Below are 17,065 nucleotides of genomic sequence, written 5' to 3' on the forward strand. Positions count from 1 at the left end.
AGTGAGCGGGCTCGTTAGCTTCGCCACTTCGATGTATCGGCGCGATATAGTGGCTGAGTAGGTTGGATCGAGGCGATCATTCGGAGCAACGCCGATCGCCGAGGTTTGTTCCCGGAAGGGGGTGCGGTGTGCTGGAGTTCGCGATCCTCGGTCTTCTGCACGAAGCGCCCATGCACGGGTACGTGCTGCGCAAGCGGCTGCACGAGACGCTCGGCACGTTCCGGACGTTCTCGTACGGCTCGCTGTACCCGACCCTGCGGAAGCTGCTGCGGGCCGGGTACCTGGTCGAGGAGCTGGACGAGGCCGACGACCGGGCGTGGTCGCGGCGCGGGCGGCGGGTCTACAAGCTCACCGCGGAGGGCAAGGAGCGCTTCGGTGAGCTGCTCGGCGACGCCGGGCCGCAGACCTGGGACGACGAGGGTTTCGGGGTCCACCTGGCCTTCTTCTCGCGCACCCCGGCCGACGTGCGGCTGCGGATCCTCGAGGGCCGGCGGCGCCGCGTGGAAGAACGCCGTGAAGGTATGCGGGCGGCGCTGGCCAGGGCCGAGGAGAAGATCGATCGCTACACCCGCGAGCTGCACCGGCTGGGGCTGGAGACCAGCGAGCGGGAGGTGCGGTGGCTCAACGAGCTGATCGCGCACGAACAAGCCGAACGGCAGGGTCCGGATACCTGAGCCGCTCGGTGCGGGCCGCAGCGTCGCGGCACCAGACCTACTGAACAGACACGGATTGAAGGAGAAACCCCCATGGGCGACAACCGCCGCGTACGGGTGGCCATCGTGGGCGTCGGCAACTGCGCGGCGTCGCTGGTCCAGGGTGTCCAGTACTACCGCGACGCGGACCCCGCCACGCGGGTCCCGGGTCTGATGCACGTCGACTTCGGCGGCTACCACGTCCGCGACATCGAGTTCGTCGCCGCGTTCGACGTGGACGCCAAGAAGGTCAGCCGCGACCTCTCCGAGGCGATCTTCGCCTCCGAGAACAACACGATCAAGATCGCCGACGTGCCGCCGCTCGGCGTCACCGTCCAGCGCGGCCACACCCACGACGGGCTCGGCCGCTTCTACCGCGAGACGATCGAGGAGTCCGACGAGACCCCGGTCGACATCGTCGCCGCGCTGCGCGAGGCGCAGGCCGACGTGCTCGTGTCGTACCTGCCCGTGGGCTCCGAGGTGGCGGACAAGTTCTACGCCCAGGCCGCGATCGACGCCGGCGTGGCGTTCGTCAACGCGCTGCCGGTGTTCATCGCCTCCGACCCGGAGTGGGCGCAGAAGTTCACCGACGCCGGCGTCCCGATCGTCGGCGACGACATCAAGTCCCAGGTCGGCGCCACCATCACGCACCGCGTCCTGGCGAAGCTGTTCGAGGACCGCGGCGTCCAGCTCGACCGGACGATGCAGCTCAACGTGGGCGGGAACATGGACTTCCTGAACATGAAGGAGCTGGAGCGGCTCGAGTCGAAGAAGATCTCGAAGACCCAGTCCGTCACCTCGCAGGTCGACCGCGACCTCGGCAAGGGCAACGTCCACATCGGACCGTCGGACTACGTGCAGTGGCTCGACGACCGCAAGTGGGCCTACGTCCGGCTCGAGGGCCGCGCCTTCGGCGACGTGCCGCTGAACCTGGAGTACAAGCTCGAGGTGTGGGACTCGCCGAACTCGGCGGGCATCATCATCGACGCCGTCCGCGCGGCGAAGATCGCGCTCGACCGCGGCATCGGCGGCCCGATCCTCTCGGCGTCGTCGTACTTCATGAAGTCGCCCCCGGAGCAGTACGACGACTCGACCGCGCGCGACGCCGTCGACAAGTTCATCCGCGGCGAGGTCGAGCGGTAAGGACTGTCGTCGTCGAAGGCCGTCACCCGGGTTCGCCCTGGTGGCGGCCTTCTTCGCGTGGTGCACTAAACCGGTGGGGCGGGGTGTGCGTTGGCGGGGTGTGAGTGCGAGCGTGGGCGAGAGCGCGCCGGGGGACCTGGGCGCGCCGACGTTCCACGACCTCTTCCGGGAGTACTTCGCCCAGATGACCCGGCTGGCGCACCTGCTCGGCGCGGACGACGCGGAAAACGTCGCGCAGGAGGCGTTCGTCAAGCTCCACCAGCGCTGGGACACCCTGTCCGACCACACGCGCGTGGCGGGCTACCTCCGCACGACCGTGGTGAACATGTCGCGGTCGCGCACGCGGCACCTGCGGGTCGTCCGGCGAACCCCGCAGGAAAGGCCACCGGACGAGCTGTCGGCCGAGGTCAGGGCGGTGGCCAACTGGGAGCACGAACAGCTGCGCGTGGTGCTGGGGAAGCTGTCCCGGCGACAACGCGAGGTTCTCGTCCTGCGGTATTGGCTGGACTTGAGCACGGCGGGCATCGCCGAGACGCTCGGCATCTCGCCGGGCACGGTCAAGGCGACCACCCACCACGCGATGGAGAACCTGCGTAAACACTGGGGGGACGACCTGGGAGGTGAGCGATGACCGACCTCGAACGCAAACTGGCCGAAGCACTGCGCGGACAGGCCGGGGAGGTCACGCCGAACCTCGACGCGGCCTGGGTCGAGCAGCAGCGCCGGCTGCACCGGCGACCCCGCCGCCGCTTGACCGTGGTGGTCGCGCCGCTGGCCGCGGTGCTGGTCGTGCTGACGAGCGTGCTCCTGGCGACGCGGGTGAACCACGCCCCCGCTCCGATCTCACCGGCGAGCCCCGGGCAGGAGCTGGTGCTCGCGAAGCCGGAAGTGATCCCGCCGGCAACCTTGAGCGGCGGCAGTGAGCCGGTGACCCTGACCAGCTTCGTCGGGCAGACGGAGAATTGGGTTTCTTACGCGGTCACCGCCACCGATCCCAGGGGCCGGAAGTTGTTCTGCGTCGAAACGTTGCCCAAGGACGTGACCGGGGGAACGAGCGGTTCGCAGTACGGCATCGAGTCGCCGTCGTGCGTCCCGATCTCGCCGGCCACCGTGCGCGCCGGATACGTCGGCAAGACCGGCGGTCCGCTCCCGGCGGGCAAGGCGGTCTTGCTCGTCGATCCCGCGGTGCCGGGGCTGCGGCTGTTCGATGCGGCCGGCGACCTGAGCTACGCCAGGGTGGTCGGCACGCTGGGGCGGGACCGGGTCTACCTCGCCGACGTGACGCCGGACTCTCGGCCCGAGCGCTTCGACGTCAGCGCTTCCCAGGAAGCGCACCCGGCAAGTCGGTGATCTTCTCCACCACCGCCGTGGCCTGCTTCAGCACCTCGGGGTCCGGCGGGAAGTGCGGGTTCGGCACCGCGTAAACCGCCATCCCCGCCGCCAAGGCCGACCGCAGCCCGTTCGTCGTGTCCTCGACCGCCGCGCAATCGCCCGGCGCGACCCCCAGCAGCTCGGCCGCCCGCAGGTACACGTCCGGCGCCGGCTTGCCCGCCCCGACCTGCTCGGACGACACCGCCGCGCCCACCGGCAACCCCGTCACGTCGAGGAAGCCCTTGATCAGGATCACCGGCGACGAGCTCGCGATCGCCACCGGCCACCGCGCCGACACCTGCCGGACGACGTCCACGGCACCCGGGATCAACGGCGGCTCCTCGGCGTACCGCGCCGCCATGCGCTTGACCACGAGCGTCGCGATCTCGGGCGGTGAGAGCCGCGCGCCCAGCTCCTCCACCAGGTAGCGAGCCCACTCCGGGGTGCTCATCCCCTGCTGGGCCCGCGTCGCCTCCGGAAGCCACGTGCCGCCGTGCTCGGCGACGACCGCCCGGCGGACCTCGTCCCAGATCCGCTCCGAGTCCACCAGTACGCCGTCGAGGTCGAAGATCACCGCGTCCATGCCCCGAGCCTAGCCTGTGAGCCGAGTTACTTAGCTACCCTTACCAAATTTGTTAGCATAGCTAAGTGACTTCCCCGATCGCCGATCTCGCCCACCGGCTGCGGCCCCTGGTGTTCCGGCTGTACCACCAGGTGCGCCGCCAGACCCCGCAGCTGACGCTGACCCTGACGCAGGGCTCGGTGCTGAGCGAGCTCGTCAACGGCGGGCCGCGGCGGATGAGCGCGCTGGCGGAGCTCGAGCGGGTCAAGCTGCCGTCGATGACCGACGTAGTCAGCCGCCTCGAACGCCTCGGCCTGGCCACCCGCACGCCGGACCCCGCCGACGGGCGAGCGGTGCTCGTGGACGTCACCGACGAGGGTCGTCGCTTCTACGCCGAGACGGTCGCCGCCCGGGAGGAGTTCCTCCGCGAGCGGCTCATCGCGATGGACGACGCCGACCGCGCAGCGATCGAAGCCGCCCTTCCGGCTCTCGCCAAGTTGCTCGTTGACACCAAGAAGGAGGAACTGATCAGCGATGAGCGCTGAACACCACTCGAGCCTGCTGGACGCCGTCAAGGGCCAGCCCAAGCAGGTGTGGATCACCGCGTTCGCCGCGGTCATCGCCTTCATGGGGATCGGTCTGGTCGACCCGATCCTGCTGTCCATCGCCAAGGGCCTGGACGCGACGCCGTCGCAGGTCACGCTGCTCTTCTCGTCGTACCTCGGCGTCCAGGTCATCGCGATGCTGGTCACCGGCGCGGCGAGCGCCAGGTTCGGCCCGAAGCGCACGGTGCTCGTCGGGCTGACGCTGATCGTCGCCGCCACCGCGCTGTGTTCGGCCGCCGGCTCGATCGAGCAGCTCGTCGGGCTGCGCGCGGTCTGGGGCCTCGGCAACGCGTTCTTCATCGCGACGGCGCTTTCGGTGATCGTCGGCGCCGCGACCGGCGGCCAGTCCGGCGCGATCCTGCTCTACGAAGCCGCCCTCGGTGTCGGCCTGTCGGTCGGCCCGCTGCTGGGCGCGCTGCTCGGCTCGATCTCCTGGCGCGGCCCGTTCGTCGGCACCGCCGTCCTGATGGCCGGCGCGCTCGTGCTGTGCGCGGTGTTCCTCAAGAGCGACAAGCACGAGAAGCGCGACCCGATCAAGCTGCTCGACCCGCTCCGCGCGCTGAAGCACACCGGTCTGCTGCGCACGTCCGTCGCGTCCGCGCTGTACACCGCCGCGTTCTTCGCGGTGCTGGCCTGGTCGCCGTTCGTGCTCGGCTGGAGCGCCATCGCCGTGGGACTGATCTTCTGCGGCTGGGGCCTGTGCGTCGCGGTCGCCGGGGTGGCCCTCGCGCCGCGGCTGGCCGCCAAGCTGGGCGAACGGCACGCCGCCGCGGCCGCCGTCTTCGGGTACGCCGTGCTGATGCTGGTGCTGGCCGTGCCGAGCAAGCCGGTGCTCGTCGTCGGCATCATCGTCTCGGGGCTGGTCTCCGGCCTGCTGAACACGCTGTTCACCGGCACCGCGATGTCGATCAGCGACGCGCCGCGCCCGGTCGCCAGCGCGGGCTACAACTTCTGCCGCTGGCTCGGTGGCGCCGTCGCCGCGACGCTCGTCGGGCACGTGGCCGAGTGGTTCGGTTCGCCGCAGGCGCCGTTCGTCGCCTCGGCCGTGCTGTGTGTCGTCGCCGGCGTCCTGCTCTCGCTGCGGGAGAAGAAGGCGGACACCCACGCCGTCCCGCAGGAAGCGGCCCTCGTCGGCGAAGAGTTCTGATCCGCCGTTCGGCGCAGTAGTACACCGGCCGTTCACCTGTATGTCGGGATTGGCTGGTTTGGGAGGCTTACGGTCGGTTCGTTCCCGAACTCCCACCATGGAGGCCTCGTGCCCGACCGTCTGCTCCCGCTCCTCCCCGTCCACCCCGGCGGCCGCTCCCCGGTCACCTGCGAATACCGCTGCGGCAACGCCTGTGCCCACCCCGAGCCGAACGAGTCGGGCAACGAGTACTTCGGCGACGTCGTGAAGGACATCTCCCGCCGCGGGGCCTTCAAGGCCGGCGCCGTGATGGCCGCCGCGGCGGGCGGGTTCGCCGCCCTGTCGGGGACGGCGGCCGCCGCGCCCGCGCCGCAGCAACAGCAGCACCCGCACCCGCGGCCGGTGCCCGGCACCGACTTCGACCCGGTCCCGCCGAACAAGCTCGACGCCGTCACCATCCCCGACGGCTACGCGCAGAACGTCGTCATCCGCTGGGGCGACCCGGTGGTCCCGGGCGCCCCGAAGTTCGACTTCACCCAGCAGACCGCGGCCGGGCAGGCGAAGCAGTTCGGCTACAACAACGACTTCGTCGGCCTGATCCCGCAGGACCCGCTGGGCCTGACGAACCTGCTCGTCGTCAACCACGAGTACACGGCCGAGGTGCACCTGTTCCCGGCCGACCAGTACGACCCGGCCAACCCGACCGAGGAGCAGGTGAAGATCGCCTGGGCCGCGCACGGCCTCTCGGTGCTGCTGACCCGCCGCGACCCGGTCCACGGCGGGCTGGAGGTCGTCCCCAGCCGGTACGGCCGCCGGATCACGCTCGACACGATCTTCGAGGTGCGCGGCCCGGCCGCCGGCTCGAAGTACCTGAAGACGTCGGCCGACCCGTCCGGGCGCAAGGTCCGCGGCACGCAGAACAACTGCTCCGGCGGCGTGACGCCGTGGGGCACGGTGCTTTCCGGCGAAGAGAACATCCACCAGTACTTCGCCAACTCCGAGAAGGTGACCGATCCGGTCGAGGCCGCGCGGCTGAAGCGGTACGCCATCGGCACCGGCACGAGCACCCGCAAGTGGGAGCGGTTCGACAAGCGCTGGGACGTCGCGCAGGAGCCGAACGAGCCGAACCGGTTCGGCTGGATCGTCGAAATCGACCCGAACGACCCGAACTCGACGCCGATCAAGCACACCGCGCTCGGCCGCCTCAAGCACGAGGGCGCGAACATCAAGATCACCGCCGACGGCCGCGTCGCCGCTTACACCGGAGACGACGAGCGGTTCGAGTACATCTACAAGTTCGTCTCGAAGGGCAAGTACAAGCCGGGCAAGAGCGCGCACACGCGGCGGCACAACTCGGCGCTGCTCGACGAGGGCACGTTGTACGTCGCCCGCTTCACCGGCGACAGCCCGGGCGAGATCGACGGCACCGGCAAGCTCCCCGCCGACGGCGAGTTCGACGGCGCGGGCGAGTGGCTCCCCCTGGCCAGCGGCACCAAGTCCTTTGTGGACGGAATGACCGCGGAGGAGGTCTACGTCTTCACGCGGCAGGCCGCCGACAAGGTCGCCGCCACGAAGATGGACCGTCCCGAGGACATCGAGCCGAACCCGGTCAACGGCCGGATCTACGCGGCGCTGACCAACAACTCCGACCGCGGCGCGGCGGGCAAGGCCGGCGTCGACGAGGTGAACCCGCGCGTGGCCAACAAGAACGGGCAGATCCTGGAGCTGGAGGAGGCCCGCGGCGACGCGGCGTCGACGAAGTTCTCCTGGCGGCTCCTGCTCGTCTGCGGTGACCCGGCCGCGGCCGACACCTACTACGGCGGCTTCGACAAGACCCAGGTCAGCCCGATCTCCTGCCCGGACAACGTCACCTTCGACCGGTACGGCAACCTGTGGATCTCCACCGACGGCAACGCGCTCGGCGCGAACGACGGCCTCTTCTCGGTGCCGGTGACCGGGCCGGAACGCGGCCACGTCAAGCAGTTCCTCTCGGTGCCGCCCGGCGCCGAGACGTGCGGCCCGAACGTCACCGACCACGTGGTGCTCGTCGCGGTGCAGCACCCGGGTGAGAATGCCGCGAGTTCGGCGAACCCGGCGTCGCACTGGCCCGACGGCGGCACCTCGCAGCCGCGGCCGTCGCTCGTTTCGGTGTGGAAGAAGGGCCGCTTCGGGCGGCCCGGCCGCATCGGCGAACGCTGACGCGTCGGGCCCTCACCGGCCGAGGTTCACTCTTAAGTGGACGGTTCTCGGCCGGTGCGGGCCCGGACGCCGCGCCATAGTCGAGGCATGGTCCGTTCGGCGCGCGTGGTGGCAGTGACGGTCTTGGCGCTCTCGGGGGCGGTGGTGCCCTCGGCGACCGCGGACCCGGCGCCCGCGTGCGGCGGGATCGCGGCGAACCCGAGCGTCGAGGAGACGGCGCGCAACGGCGCCCCGGACAGCTACGTTTTCACCCCGGCGGCGCCGGTCCCGCCCGGCACCCCGGCCGGCAAGGCGCCGAAGCTGCTCACCGAGCAGGCCTTCGCCGTCGACGGGCAGCGGTCGGCGGTGATCCAGACGCCGGACGGCAAGGCCAGCACCGCCTATTCGACCGAGAAGTTCGTCCCCGGCGGCGTGTACACGCTCAGCGTGTCGACCGGTTCGTACGTGCCGGCCGCGGGGCCGGCGACGGGCCTGCGCTTCTTCGACGTGAACGGCGCCCAGGTGCAGGAGACCAAGCTGGTCGCCGACCACGACGCCGGCGACGGCTACCTGGCGAAGCAGGACTTCCCGGCGGCGACCGCCCCGGCGAAGGCGGCGGCGGTGAAGTTCTTCGCCACGACGAGCGCCGGACGGCTGCGCTGGGACTGCGTCGGCCTGCAGCTCGCGGCGTACTCGGTGAAGAAGGAAGTGCAGAACCCGGCGAACGGCGCGTGGGGCACGTTCGCGACGGTCACCGCGGGCGAGGCCGCGCACTACCGCGTCACCGTGACGAACGAGGGCACGGAGGACCTCACCGGGATCACGGTGCTGGACCCGTGGTGCAGCGGGAAGTTCGAGCCGTTCGCGCTGGCCGGCGGCGCGGCCAAGCAGCTGACCTGCGACCACCCGGACCTGACGGTGGCCGACAGCGGGCACGTCAACACGGCGAAGGTGACGGGCGTCCGGTACCCGGGCGGCACGCTGGGCGACAAGACGGCGTCGGCGACGATCACCGTCCTGCCGCCGCCGGCGATCGCGAAGCTCGGCGACTTCGTGTGGAACGACCGCAACCGCGACGGGAGCCAGGACCCGGACGAGCCGGGCGTCGCGGGGGTGAACGTGACGCTGAAGGACGGCGCGGGCGGCACGGTGGGCACCGCCACCACCGACGACAAGGGCAAGTACGGCTTCGAGAAGCTGAAGGACGGCACTTACCAGGTGTGTTTCGCCGTCCCGGCGGACTTCACGGTGACCCGCGAGGACGCGGCCGCCGACGACCGCGACTCCGACGCGGACCCGGACGGCTGCACGGCCCCGCGCACCCTAGGCGGCTCGGCGCGCGAGGACTTCACGGTGGACCTGGGCCTGGCCCCACCGACCAACCGGATCGGCGACTACGCCTGGGTGGACACCGACGGCAACGGCCTGCAGGACCCCGGCGAGCCGGGCCTGGCGAGGGTGAAGGCGACGTTGGCGAACGGCACGAGCGTCGTGACCGGCCCGGACGGCGCGTATGCCTTCACCGGCCTGGAGGACGGCAGTTACCAGGTCTGTTTCACGGCGGAGGGCCACAAGCCGGCGAAGAAGGACGCGGGCGACGACGCGAAGGACTCGGACCCGGACCCGGCGACGGGCTGTGCGGAACCGCGGCAGCTCGGCCCGGGCAAGCGCGACGACCAAACGGTGGACGCGGGTTTCGCTCCCGCCTAGCGGAAGCGGTTCCACCGGCGCCGGGCGCGCCGCCGCCCGGCCGTTACGGTGGGGGCATGACGGATCTTCCCCTCGCCCTCGTCACCGGTGCCTCGCGCGGCATCGGCGCGGCGGTCGCGCACCAGCTGGCCCCGACCCACCGCCTCCTCCTCGGCGGCCGGGACGCGACTGCCCTGGCCGCGCTGGCGAAGGAGCTCCCGGGCGCGAAGGCGTGGCCGGTCGAGCTGACCAACCCCGCATCACTCGCGGAGGCCGTGGCGGACATCGCCTCGCTGGACGTCCTGGTCCACTCGGCCGGCGTCGCGCGCCTGGGCCGGGTCGCGGACGCGTCCGCCGAGGCGTGGCGGGACAACTTCGAGGTCAACACCCTGGCGGTGGTCGAGCTGACCCGCCTCCTGCTCCCGGCCCTGCGCGCCGCCCGCGGCCACGTGGTCGTGATCAACTCCGGCGCCGGGCTGAACGCCCGCCCGGGCTGGTCCCCGTACGCGGCGAGCAAGTTCGCCGTCCGCGCGTTCGCCGACGCCCTGCGCGAGGAGGAGCCCGAGATCCGCGTGACGTCGGTCTACCCCGGCCGCACGGACACGGAGATGCAGCAGGAGATCTTCAAGGGCGAGGGCCGCGACTACGACACATCGCACCTGCTGAAGGCGGACTCGGTGGCGACCGCGGTGGTGACGGCGGTGTCAGCCACCCCGGACGCCCACCCGACAGAGGTCGTCCTCCGCCCCCGCTAGGCGCGCAGGCGGGCGGCCGTCTCGGCCACCCCGGCCTGCACCTTCGCCCGGTCCACCCGCAGCGACTCCCCATCGGCCACGACCTGCTCGCCCGCGACCCACACGTCCCGGACCCGCCGAGACCCCGCCGCCCACACGAGGTTCGACAGCAGCTGCACGTCCGGAACGTCCACACCGCACGCGAAAGCCGGGTCGTCCAGGTCGATGTGGACCAGGTCGGCCCACCGGCCCGGCTCCAGCGCCCCGATGTCGTCACGGCCCAACGCCGCTGCCCCGCCACGAGTAGCCAGCAGGAACACGTCCGAAGCCGTCAGCACCGTCGAATCGCCGGTCGCCAGCCGGGCGAACATCGCCGACAGCTGGAGCTCCTCCCACAGGTCGATGTCGTCGTTGGAAGCCGGGCCGTCCGTGCCGAGGCCGACCGCGACCCCCGCCGCCCGCAGGTCCGCGACACGTGCGATGCCCGATGCCAGCTTGGCGTTCGAACCCGGGCAGTGCGCCATGCCGACGCCGTACTGAGCGAACAGCGCGATATCCGCGTCCGACAGGTGGATCGCGTGCGCCGCCAGCACCCGGCCGTCGAGCATGCCCAGCTCACGAAGCAGCGCCGGCACCGAACCGTGCGCGGCGCGGACCGCCGTGTCTTCGGCAGCCGCCTCGGCGATGTGGATCTGCACCAGCGCACCGCGCGAAGCCGCCGACTCCGCCGTCGCGCGCAGCCCCTCTTCGGAGAGCATGTACGCCGAGTGCGGGCCGTACCCCAGCTCGATGCGGTCGCCCGGGCCGAAGCGGAGGCCGTCCGTGTCGATCCAGCGCTCGATCGCCGTCAGCTGGGCACGCCAGTCGAGCCCCGGCAGCTCCATCACCGGCGGCGCGACCAGCACCCGGCCGCCCGTCGTGAGGACCGCGTCGACCAGCTGCTCGCCTTCGAAGTACATCTCGGCGCTGGTCGTGACGCCGTGGCGCAGCATCTCGACCGAGCCCAGCAGCATGCCGGTGCGGACGTCCTCCGGCCGCAGCTTGGCTTCGGCCGGCCAGATGATCTCGTTGAGCCAGGGCAGCAGCGGCAGGTCGCCGCCCATGCCGCGCAGCAGCGTCATCGGGCTGTGCGCGTGCGTGTTGACCAGGCCGGGCAGCAGGATGCCGGTCAGGGTGGTGACCGGTGCGGCGGACTCGGGGGCGGTGGCCGCCGGTCCGCAGTGGGAAATGCGCCCATCGCTGTCCACATCGACGACCGCGTCACGCAGGAGCGAACAAGACGCGTCGGCGGGGAGAACGACAGGGGCGTGGAAACGGCGTTGCATCTCTGGATACTACGCACCCTCGATTACGACACGACTCCACTCCGCCACGCCCAGGCGGCGATTTCCACGCGGTTGCGCGCGCCGATCTTGCCCTGCACCGACGCGAGGTGCGTCTTCACCGTGGACAGCGACAGGAACAGCTCCGCGCCGATCTCGGTGTTCGTCAGCCCGCGCGCCGCCGCCTGGACGACGTCCATCTCCCGCGCGGTCAGCGGCTCGGACGGCGGCACCGCCTGCGACCGGGCCGTGCCGCCGTCGAAGTGCTTGAGCAGCCGGATGGTGATCTGCGGCGAGACCAGCGCGTCGCCGCGGTCGGCCGCGCGGACGGCTTCGATCAGCAACGCCGGGCCCGCGTCCTTCAGCAGGAAGCCGTGCGCGCCGTTGCGCAACGCCGTGTGCACGTACTCGTCGAGGTCGAACGTGGTGACCACGACGACCTTCAGCGGGTCGCTCACGTCCGGTCCGGCCAGCTGGCGCGTGACCTCCAGCCCGTCGAGGCCGGGCATGCGGATGTCGAGCAGGCAGACGTCCGGGCGCAGCTCGCGGGCCTTCGACACCGCCGAAACGCCGTCCGCGACATCGGCGACGACCTCGATGTCCTCCTGCGCGTCCAGGATCATGCGGAACCCCATCCGCACCATTTCCTGGTCGTCGGCGATCAGTACCCGGATCACTCGTCCCCTTCCCCGGCGGCCAGCGGCAGCCACGCTTCGACCCGCCAGCCACCGTCCGGGCCGCGCCCGGCCGACAGCCGTCCTTTGAGCAGTGCGACGCGCTCGCGCATCCCGACCAGACCGTAGCCGCCCGAGCCGCCGGCCGGCCGTCGCGTGGTCTCGTGCCCGTTGTCCGTCACCCGCAGGTGCAGCTCGTCACCGTTCACCTCGGCCAGGACGAAGGCGTCGGTCGCGTCCGAGGCGTGCTTGCCGACGTTCGTCAGCGACTCCTGGACCAGCCGCAGCGCCGAGCGGCCGACCTCGTGCGGCAGGTCCGGCGGCAGGTCCAGGTGCATCGACGTCGGCACGCCGTGGTTGGCGGTCCCGACCAGCTTCCGCAGGTCGGCGCCGAGGTCCGTGGTGGCCTGCTCGCTGAACTCGCTGGTCCCGGCCGGCGCGTCACCGCGCATCGAACGGACCAGCCGCCGCATCGCCGCGAGCGCCTCGACGCCGGCGTTTTCGATCCGCCCCATCGCCTCGACCGCGATCTGCGGGTTCTGCTCGGCCATCATCTGCGCCGCCTGGGCCTGCACGACGATGCCGGTGACGTGGTGGGCGACGACGTCGTGCAGCTCGCGGGCCAGCGCCATCCGCTCGGCGGTCTGCGCGTCGGCCACCGCCGACTGGACGACCGTGGTGCGCTCGGAGTCCCGCGACCGCAGCATCAGGCCGACGGCGATCGAGATGCCGAGCAGCAGTGCCGCGGCGAAGGCCAGGATCGACAGCTGCTGGGGGTCGGTCTCCAGGCCCTCAGGCCGGTCCGAGTTGAGGATCGCGGCGAGCGCGACGACCGCTGACAGCAGGCCGATCCGCGGCCACGACTGGCTCAGCCCGCGGGCGCGGGTCAGGTTGACGATCACGCCCATCGCGGCGATGACCTGCACGAACGGCACCCCGCCCGGCATCGGGTAGTCGTAGCGCAGGTGCAGGAACGGCGTGACGACCGCGGACACCAGCAGGATCCCGCCGATGCCGAGGAGCGCGTCCGCCGGCCGCCGCGGCGACAGCACGGCGATGACGGCCGCGACGAGCGAGCAGAACAGGATCGGGAACCCGCGGGCGTTGCTCGAATACGTGTAGCCGAACTCGAACAGCAGCGCGAACCCGAGCAGGCCGATCAGCGGCCACTGGCCCATGGCCAGCTCGTTCACCCGCTGCAGCTTCCGCGTCCGCGGATCGGCCTTCGGGCTGCGGTCCCGGAGGGTGATGGCCGGCACCACCGCTCCGGCGAGCAGCAGCAGGCCGAACACCAGCGCCTGGGTGGCCGTGCCGCCGTCGATGTCGCCGACGCCGCGGTACCGGCCGAAGACCGCGACGAGGCACCCGACGACCAGGACGCCGACCACGCAGAACGCCACGCCCGCCCGGGCCCGGCGGGCCACGAAGTAGACCATCAGCACCCCGGCCACGACCTCCGTGATGGTCACCTTCGGCAGCACGCTGGAGTAGGGCGGGACGCGGAACGCGTGGATGAAGAGCGTGGAGAACACGAGCACGCCGGCCCCGGTCACGCCGGCGACCGCGGCCCGCTTCTGGGCCCACACCGCGCACGCCGTCATCGCGAACAGGCCGGGGAGCAGGCCGAAGTCGACGAACTTCGGGCCGTGGTCGTCGAGGGCCGCCTGCGTCGTGAAGACGATGTCGAAGAGCAGGGCCGCGAACAGGACGGCCGAGGGCACACCGATGCGCCGCACCAGGGCGGCGGTGCGTGCGTAGAGCTTGTTCGGCGGGGGCGCGGCGGTCACAACGTGACGTTAGAGGATCCGGCGGCGTTCGCACCTTGGCCGAGTGGCCCGCGCTCCCTCGGCCGATCGGCCGATGCGCCGCGGCGCGTGACTGGCCGTCTGCCCGAAGTGGACACCCCCCGCTCTCCGCGAAGCTCATCGCATCAAGATCCGAACCGACAGGGAGAACCTCGTGGACCCGAACACTCCACAGTGGACGAACGGCCCGGTGCTGTCCGGCCGCGGGCTGGTGAAGCGCTACGGCGCGCAGTACGCCCTGGCCGGCATCGACATCGACATCCAGCCGGGCGACGCCGTCGCCATCGTCGGGCCGTCCGGCTCCGGCAAGACGTCGCTGCTGCACGTCCTCGCCGGGATCCTCCGCGCCGACGACGGGCAGATCCTCCTGGCCGGGCAGCGGATCGACCACCTCGGTGAGAAGAAGCGCAGCGAGCTTCGCCGCACCGAGTTCGGGTTCGTCTTCCAGTCGGGGATGCTGGTCGCCGAGCTGTCGGCCGAAGAGAACGTCGCGCTGCCTTCGCTGCTGGCCGGACTCGGCCGCAAGGAGGCCATCGACGCCGGCCGCCTGTGGCTCTCGCGCCTCGGCCTGGCCGGCAAGGAGCGCCGCCGCCCGGGCGAGCTGTCCGGCGGCGAGGCGCAGCGCGTCGCGATCGCGCGGGCGCTGACCCACCGGCCGAAGGTGATCTTCGCCGACGAGCCGACCGGCGCGCTCGACACGCGCACCGGCCGCGACACGATGGACGCCCTGCTCGGCGCCGCCCACGAGACGGGCGCCGCGGTGCTCGTGGTGACCCACGACCGCGAGCTGGCCGAGTCGATGCCGAAGACCGTCGCGATCCGCGACGGCCTGATCGCGACGAGGCAGGCGGCGTGAACTCGCTCCAGATCGCCCTGCGGGTGCTGAAGGTCGACCGGCGGACCCGGACGTCGGCGATCCTCACCGCGATCGGGGTGGCCGTCGCGACCGGGCTGGTGCTCCTGCTGGCGACGCTGCCGTTCGCCACGCAGAACCGCGAGCAGCGCGCTCTCTGGCAGGGCGAGCAGTTCTACAGCCGCGGCTCCGACGCCCCGGCCAAGATCCTCTTCAACTCGTCGAAGGACTACTTCGACGGGAAGCAGATCGTCCGCGTCGACGTCGCGCTGACCGGCGGCGGGTCCGTCCCGCTGCCGGCGGGGGTGCCGCAGCTGCCGGGTCCGGGCGAGACCGTCGTCTCGCCGGCGCTCGGCCGGCTCCTGCAGAGCCACCCGGCCGACCAGCTCGGCGACCGGTTCGGCAAACCCGTCGGCGCGCTCGGCGAGGACGGCCTCCGCTTCCCGGAGCAGCTCGTCGCGCTCGTCGGGCACACGCCCGAGGCGATGCCGGAGAACGCCTACCCGATCGCCGGCTTCCCCGGCGGGAAGGCCAGCCCGGACGCCCTGCTGATGCTGCTGTCCTGGGTCGGGATCATCGTGCTGCTGGTGCCGAGCCTGGTGCTGGTCGCGTCGTCGGCGCGGCTGACCGCGGCCCGGCGTGAGCGGCGGCTCGCCGCGATCCGGCTGGCCGGGGCGACACCGGGGCAGGTCACGAACATGGTGGCCGCCGAGACGACGTTGTCCGCGGGCATCGGCGCGCTGCTCGGCCTGCTGCTGAGCCCGGCACTGAGCGGCCTCGCGTCGTTCGTGCCCTGGGCCGGCGGCACCTGGCTGGCGTCCGACTTCGCGCTGCCGGTCGGCCTGACGGTGTTCATCGTCGTGGCCATCCCGGTGCTCGTGGTGCTGGCCGGCATCCTCGGCCTGCGCCGCGTGCTCAAGAACCCGCTCTTCGCGACCGGCGGCCACACGAAGAAGCCGTTGCACTGGTGGCGGCTGCTGGCGCTGCCCGCGGCCGGGCTGTTCTTCCTCGTCGCGGTGACGACGGCGAAGGACTCCGGCGGCATCACGATGGTCATGGCGGGGCTGTTCCTGCTGGTCGGCTCGGCCGCGATCGTCGGGCCGTGGGTGACGTCGGCGGTGGGCGGCACGTTCGTCCGGATCTGGCGCCGGCCGTCCTCTCTGCTCGCCGGGCGCCGCCTGCGTGACGACCCGAAGAGCGCCTACCGGGCGTCCGCCGGGATCGTGCTCGCGGTGTTCGCCGGGTCGATGGCGCTCACGCTGCTGCCGACGTTCGAGTCGATGGCCGGCGGCGGGCGGTCCTTCCAGGACTCCGTGCTCTACGTCGACACCGACGCCCAGCACGCCGGCAGCATCGTCGGCCAGGCCAACGCGTCCCTGCAGAAGTACGGCCAGTCCGAGAAGGCGGTCGCCGTCGGCGAGATCTACCTCGCCAAGGGCGACGGCCGGAACCGCTCTCTCCAGCGCGGCCTGGTCATGAGCTGTGCGGACGCGGTCAAGCTGACCCGGTTCGGCATCACATCGGAGATGTGCGCCGCCGGCGGCCCGGCGATCTACAGCGACTCGACGCTCGACCTGGCGCAGTACAAGCTCACCGGCGACTACGACGCGCCGGGTGCGACCCCGAAGTCGGGCACGCGGGCGGAAGCCGTCCACTTCCCGGACTCCGACCTCTCGGGCTCGCTCGTCATCGACCCGGCCGCGCTGCCCGAAGGCGTCACGCCGAAGTACGTCACCGTGGTCGCGCCGACCACCGACGCGAACCGCGAGGTCGTCCGGACGGCGCTGGCCGGCCCGGCCGCCGGCGCGGAGGTCGGCAGCCGCGACCAGTACCTGTTCAACCAGCAGACCGAGCTCGGCGACCTGCGCCGCGTCACGGTGATCGGGCTGGTCGCGGCGGGGATCCTGGCCGGCTGCAGTGCCGCGGTCGCGACCGCGGGGTCGGTGATGGACCGCCGCCGGACGTTCGGGGCGCTGATGGCCGCCGGCACGCCGGTGCGGGTGCTGGCGAGGGCGTTGCGGATGGAGGCTGCGCTGCCCGCGCTGGTCGCCACCATCGGCGCGGGAATCGTCGGGGTACTGGTCGGTGTTGGGCTGTACAGCATGGTCGACCCAGGCGGCATCGTGCTGAGTCCGTGGCTCCTGGCGCCGGTGGTGCTCGGGGTCGGCGTGGCCCTGCTCGGCGCGTCGGTCTGCACGCCCGCCCTCAAGCGGGTGCAGGCGGAACCGCTGGCCGAGGAGTAGGACGTTCGCCCCTCTGTCGGGGGAGGGGCGAGCACCGGGGGTAGTGAGCTGAAGGGGACCTTCTCCGC

The 17,065-nt window shown here is 71.7% G+C and carries 15 protein-coding genes; 11 read left to right on the top strand and 4 right to left on the bottom strand.

Annotation, left to right across the window (positions count from 1 at the left end; genetic code table 11):
* Positions 1-128: 128 nt before the first annotated feature.
* The 4 genes from AB0M83_RS00345 to AB0M83_RS00360 all read left to right on the top strand — a co-directional run bounded on the left by AB0M83_RS00345 (position 129) and on the right by AB0M83_RS00360 (position 3,185).
* The gene (locus AB0M83_RS00345) at positions 129-674 is read left to right on the top strand and encodes a PadR family transcriptional regulator (protein ID WP_364510161.1); all 546 of its coding nucleotides are present in this window, start codon (positions 129-131) and stop codon (positions 672-674) included.
* 72 nt (positions 675-746) lie between these two features.
* Positions 747-1,835, top strand: a complete 1,089-nt coding sequence (locus tag AB0M83_RS00350; RefSeq protein ID WP_364510164.1) for an inositol-3-phosphate synthase — start codon at positions 747-749, stop codon at positions 1,833-1,835.
* Positions 1,836-1,935: 100 nt separating this feature from the next.
* Positions 1,936-2,466, top strand: a complete 531-nt coding sequence (locus AB0M83_RS00355; protein WP_364510166.1) for a SigE family RNA polymerase sigma factor — start codon at positions 1,936-1,938, stop codon at positions 2,464-2,466.
* Entirely contained in the window at positions 2,463-3,185 is a 723-nt protein-coding gene (locus AB0M83_RS00360) for a hypothetical protein (RefSeq protein ID WP_364510169.1), read from the top strand. Before AB0M83_RS00355 ends, AB0M83_RS00360 begins: the two co-directional genes overlap by 4 nt.
* Here the strand turns inward: AB0M83_RS00360 and AB0M83_RS00365 are convergent.
* Complete coding sequence (locus AB0M83_RS00365; protein WP_364510172.1) at positions 3,148-3,789, bottom strand: HAD family phosphatase; 642 nt, start codon at positions 3,787-3,789, stop codon at positions 3,148-3,150. The genes AB0M83_RS00360 and AB0M83_RS00365 overlap by 38 nt on opposite strands.
* Before the next feature lie 65 nt (positions 3,790-3,854).
* Here AB0M83_RS00365 and AB0M83_RS00370 point away from each other — a divergent pair, with 65 nt between their 5' ends.
* From AB0M83_RS00370 to AB0M83_RS00390, 5 genes are all read left to right on the top strand, one after another.
* The gene (locus AB0M83_RS00370) at positions 3,855-4,313 is read left to right on the top strand and encodes a MarR family transcriptional regulator (protein ID WP_364510174.1); all 459 of its coding nucleotides are present in this window, start codon (positions 3,855-3,857) and stop codon (positions 4,311-4,313) included.
* On the top strand, positions 4,303-5,520 hold the full coding sequence (locus AB0M83_RS00375) for an MFS transporter (RefSeq protein WP_364510177.1): 1,218 nt from the start codon (positions 4,303-4,305) through the stop codon (positions 5,518-5,520). Before AB0M83_RS00370 ends, AB0M83_RS00375 begins: the two co-directional genes overlap by 11 nt.
* A 108-nt stretch (positions 5,521-5,628) precedes the next feature.
* Positions 5,629-7,698 (top strand): PhoX family phosphatase, encoded by a 2,070-nt coding sequence (locus AB0M83_RS00380; protein WP_364510179.1) that lies wholly within the window; start codon positions 5,629-5,631, stop codon positions 7,696-7,698.
* 87 nt (positions 7,699-7,785) lie between these two features.
* Positions 7,786-9,387, top strand: coding sequence for an SdrD B-like domain-containing protein (locus AB0M83_RS00385; RefSeq protein ID WP_364510182.1), 1,602 nt, complete (start codon positions 7,786-7,788; stop codon positions 9,385-9,387).
* A gap of 56 nt (positions 9,388-9,443) precedes the next feature.
* A complete protein-coding gene (locus AB0M83_RS00390) occupies positions 9,444-10,121 on the top strand; it encodes an SDR family oxidoreductase (protein ID WP_364510185.1) in 678 nt (225 codons plus the stop codon).
* On the opposite strand, the gene AB0M83_RS00395 is transcribed toward AB0M83_RS00390, so the two are convergent.
* Genes AB0M83_RS00395 through AB0M83_RS00405 form a run of 3 tightly spaced genes read right to left on the bottom strand, consistent with a single transcriptional unit; the run spans position 10,118 to position 13,883 of the window.
* Positions 10,118-11,425 (bottom strand): amidohydrolase, encoded by a 1,308-nt coding sequence (locus AB0M83_RS00395; protein ID WP_364510188.1) that lies wholly within the window; start codon positions 11,423-11,425, stop codon positions 10,118-10,120. The two genes, AB0M83_RS00390 and AB0M83_RS00395, sit on opposite strands and share 4 nt — an antisense overlap.
* A gap of 23 nt (positions 11,426-11,448) precedes the next feature.
* Complete coding sequence (locus AB0M83_RS00400) at positions 11,449-12,099, bottom strand: response regulator transcription factor (protein ID WP_364510191.1); 651 nt, start codon at positions 12,097-12,099, stop codon at positions 11,449-11,451.
* On the bottom strand, positions 12,096-13,883 hold the full coding sequence (locus AB0M83_RS00405; protein ID WP_364510194.1) for a histidine kinase: 1,788 nt from the start codon (positions 13,881-13,883) through the stop codon (positions 12,096-12,098). The genes AB0M83_RS00400 and AB0M83_RS00405 overlap by 4 nt, the downstream gene beginning before the upstream one ends.
* A 172-nt stretch (positions 13,884-14,055) precedes the next feature.
* On the opposite strand from AB0M83_RS00405, the gene AB0M83_RS00410 reads away from it, so the two are divergent.
* Entirely contained in the window at positions 14,056-14,757 is a 702-nt protein-coding gene (locus AB0M83_RS00410) for an ABC transporter ATP-binding protein (RefSeq protein WP_155548218.1), read from the top strand.
* Positions 14,754-16,997 carry an FtsX-like permease family protein gene (locus AB0M83_RS00415; RefSeq protein ID WP_364510197.1) on the top strand — a complete coding sequence of 748 codons (2,244 nt, stop codon included), beginning with the start codon at positions 14,754-14,756 and terminating at the stop codon, positions 16,995-16,997. Before AB0M83_RS00410 ends, AB0M83_RS00415 begins: the two co-directional genes overlap by 4 nt.
* Positions 16,998-17,065 lie beyond the last annotated feature (68 nt).

The sequence above is a fragment of the Amycolatopsis sp. NPDC051106 genome (genome assembly GCF_040682775.1).
GTDB lineage: Bacteria > Actinomycetota > Actinomycetes > Mycobacteriales > Pseudonocardiaceae > Amycolatopsis.

Coding starts and splice junctions, on each gene's coding strand:
- AB0M83_RS00395 (WP_364510188.1), bottom strand. CDS start 11,425: ATGCAACGCCGTTTCCACGCCCCTGTCGTTCTCCCCGCCGACGCGTCT.
- AB0M83_RS00375 (WP_364510177.1), top strand. CDS start 4,303: ATGAGCGCTGAACACCACTCGAGCCTGCTGGACGCCGTCAAGGGCCAG.
- AB0M83_RS00350 (WP_364510164.1), top strand. CDS start 747: ATGGGCGACAACCGCCGCGTACGGGTGGCCATCGTGGGCGTCGGCAAC.
- AB0M83_RS00385 (WP_364510182.1), top strand. CDS start 7,786: ATGGTCCGTTCGGCGCGCGTGGTGGCAGTGACGGTCTTGGCGCTCTCG.
- AB0M83_RS00390 (WP_364510185.1), top strand. CDS start 9,444: ATGACGGATCTTCCCCTCGCCCTCGTCACCGGTGCCTCGCGCGGCATC.
- AB0M83_RS00365 (WP_364510172.1), bottom strand. CDS start 3,789: ATGGACGCGGTGATCTTCGACCTCGACGGCGTACTGGTGGACTCGGAG.
- AB0M83_RS00360 (WP_364510169.1), top strand. CDS start 2,463: ATGACCGACCTCGAACGCAAACTGGCCGAAGCACTGCGCGGACAGGCC.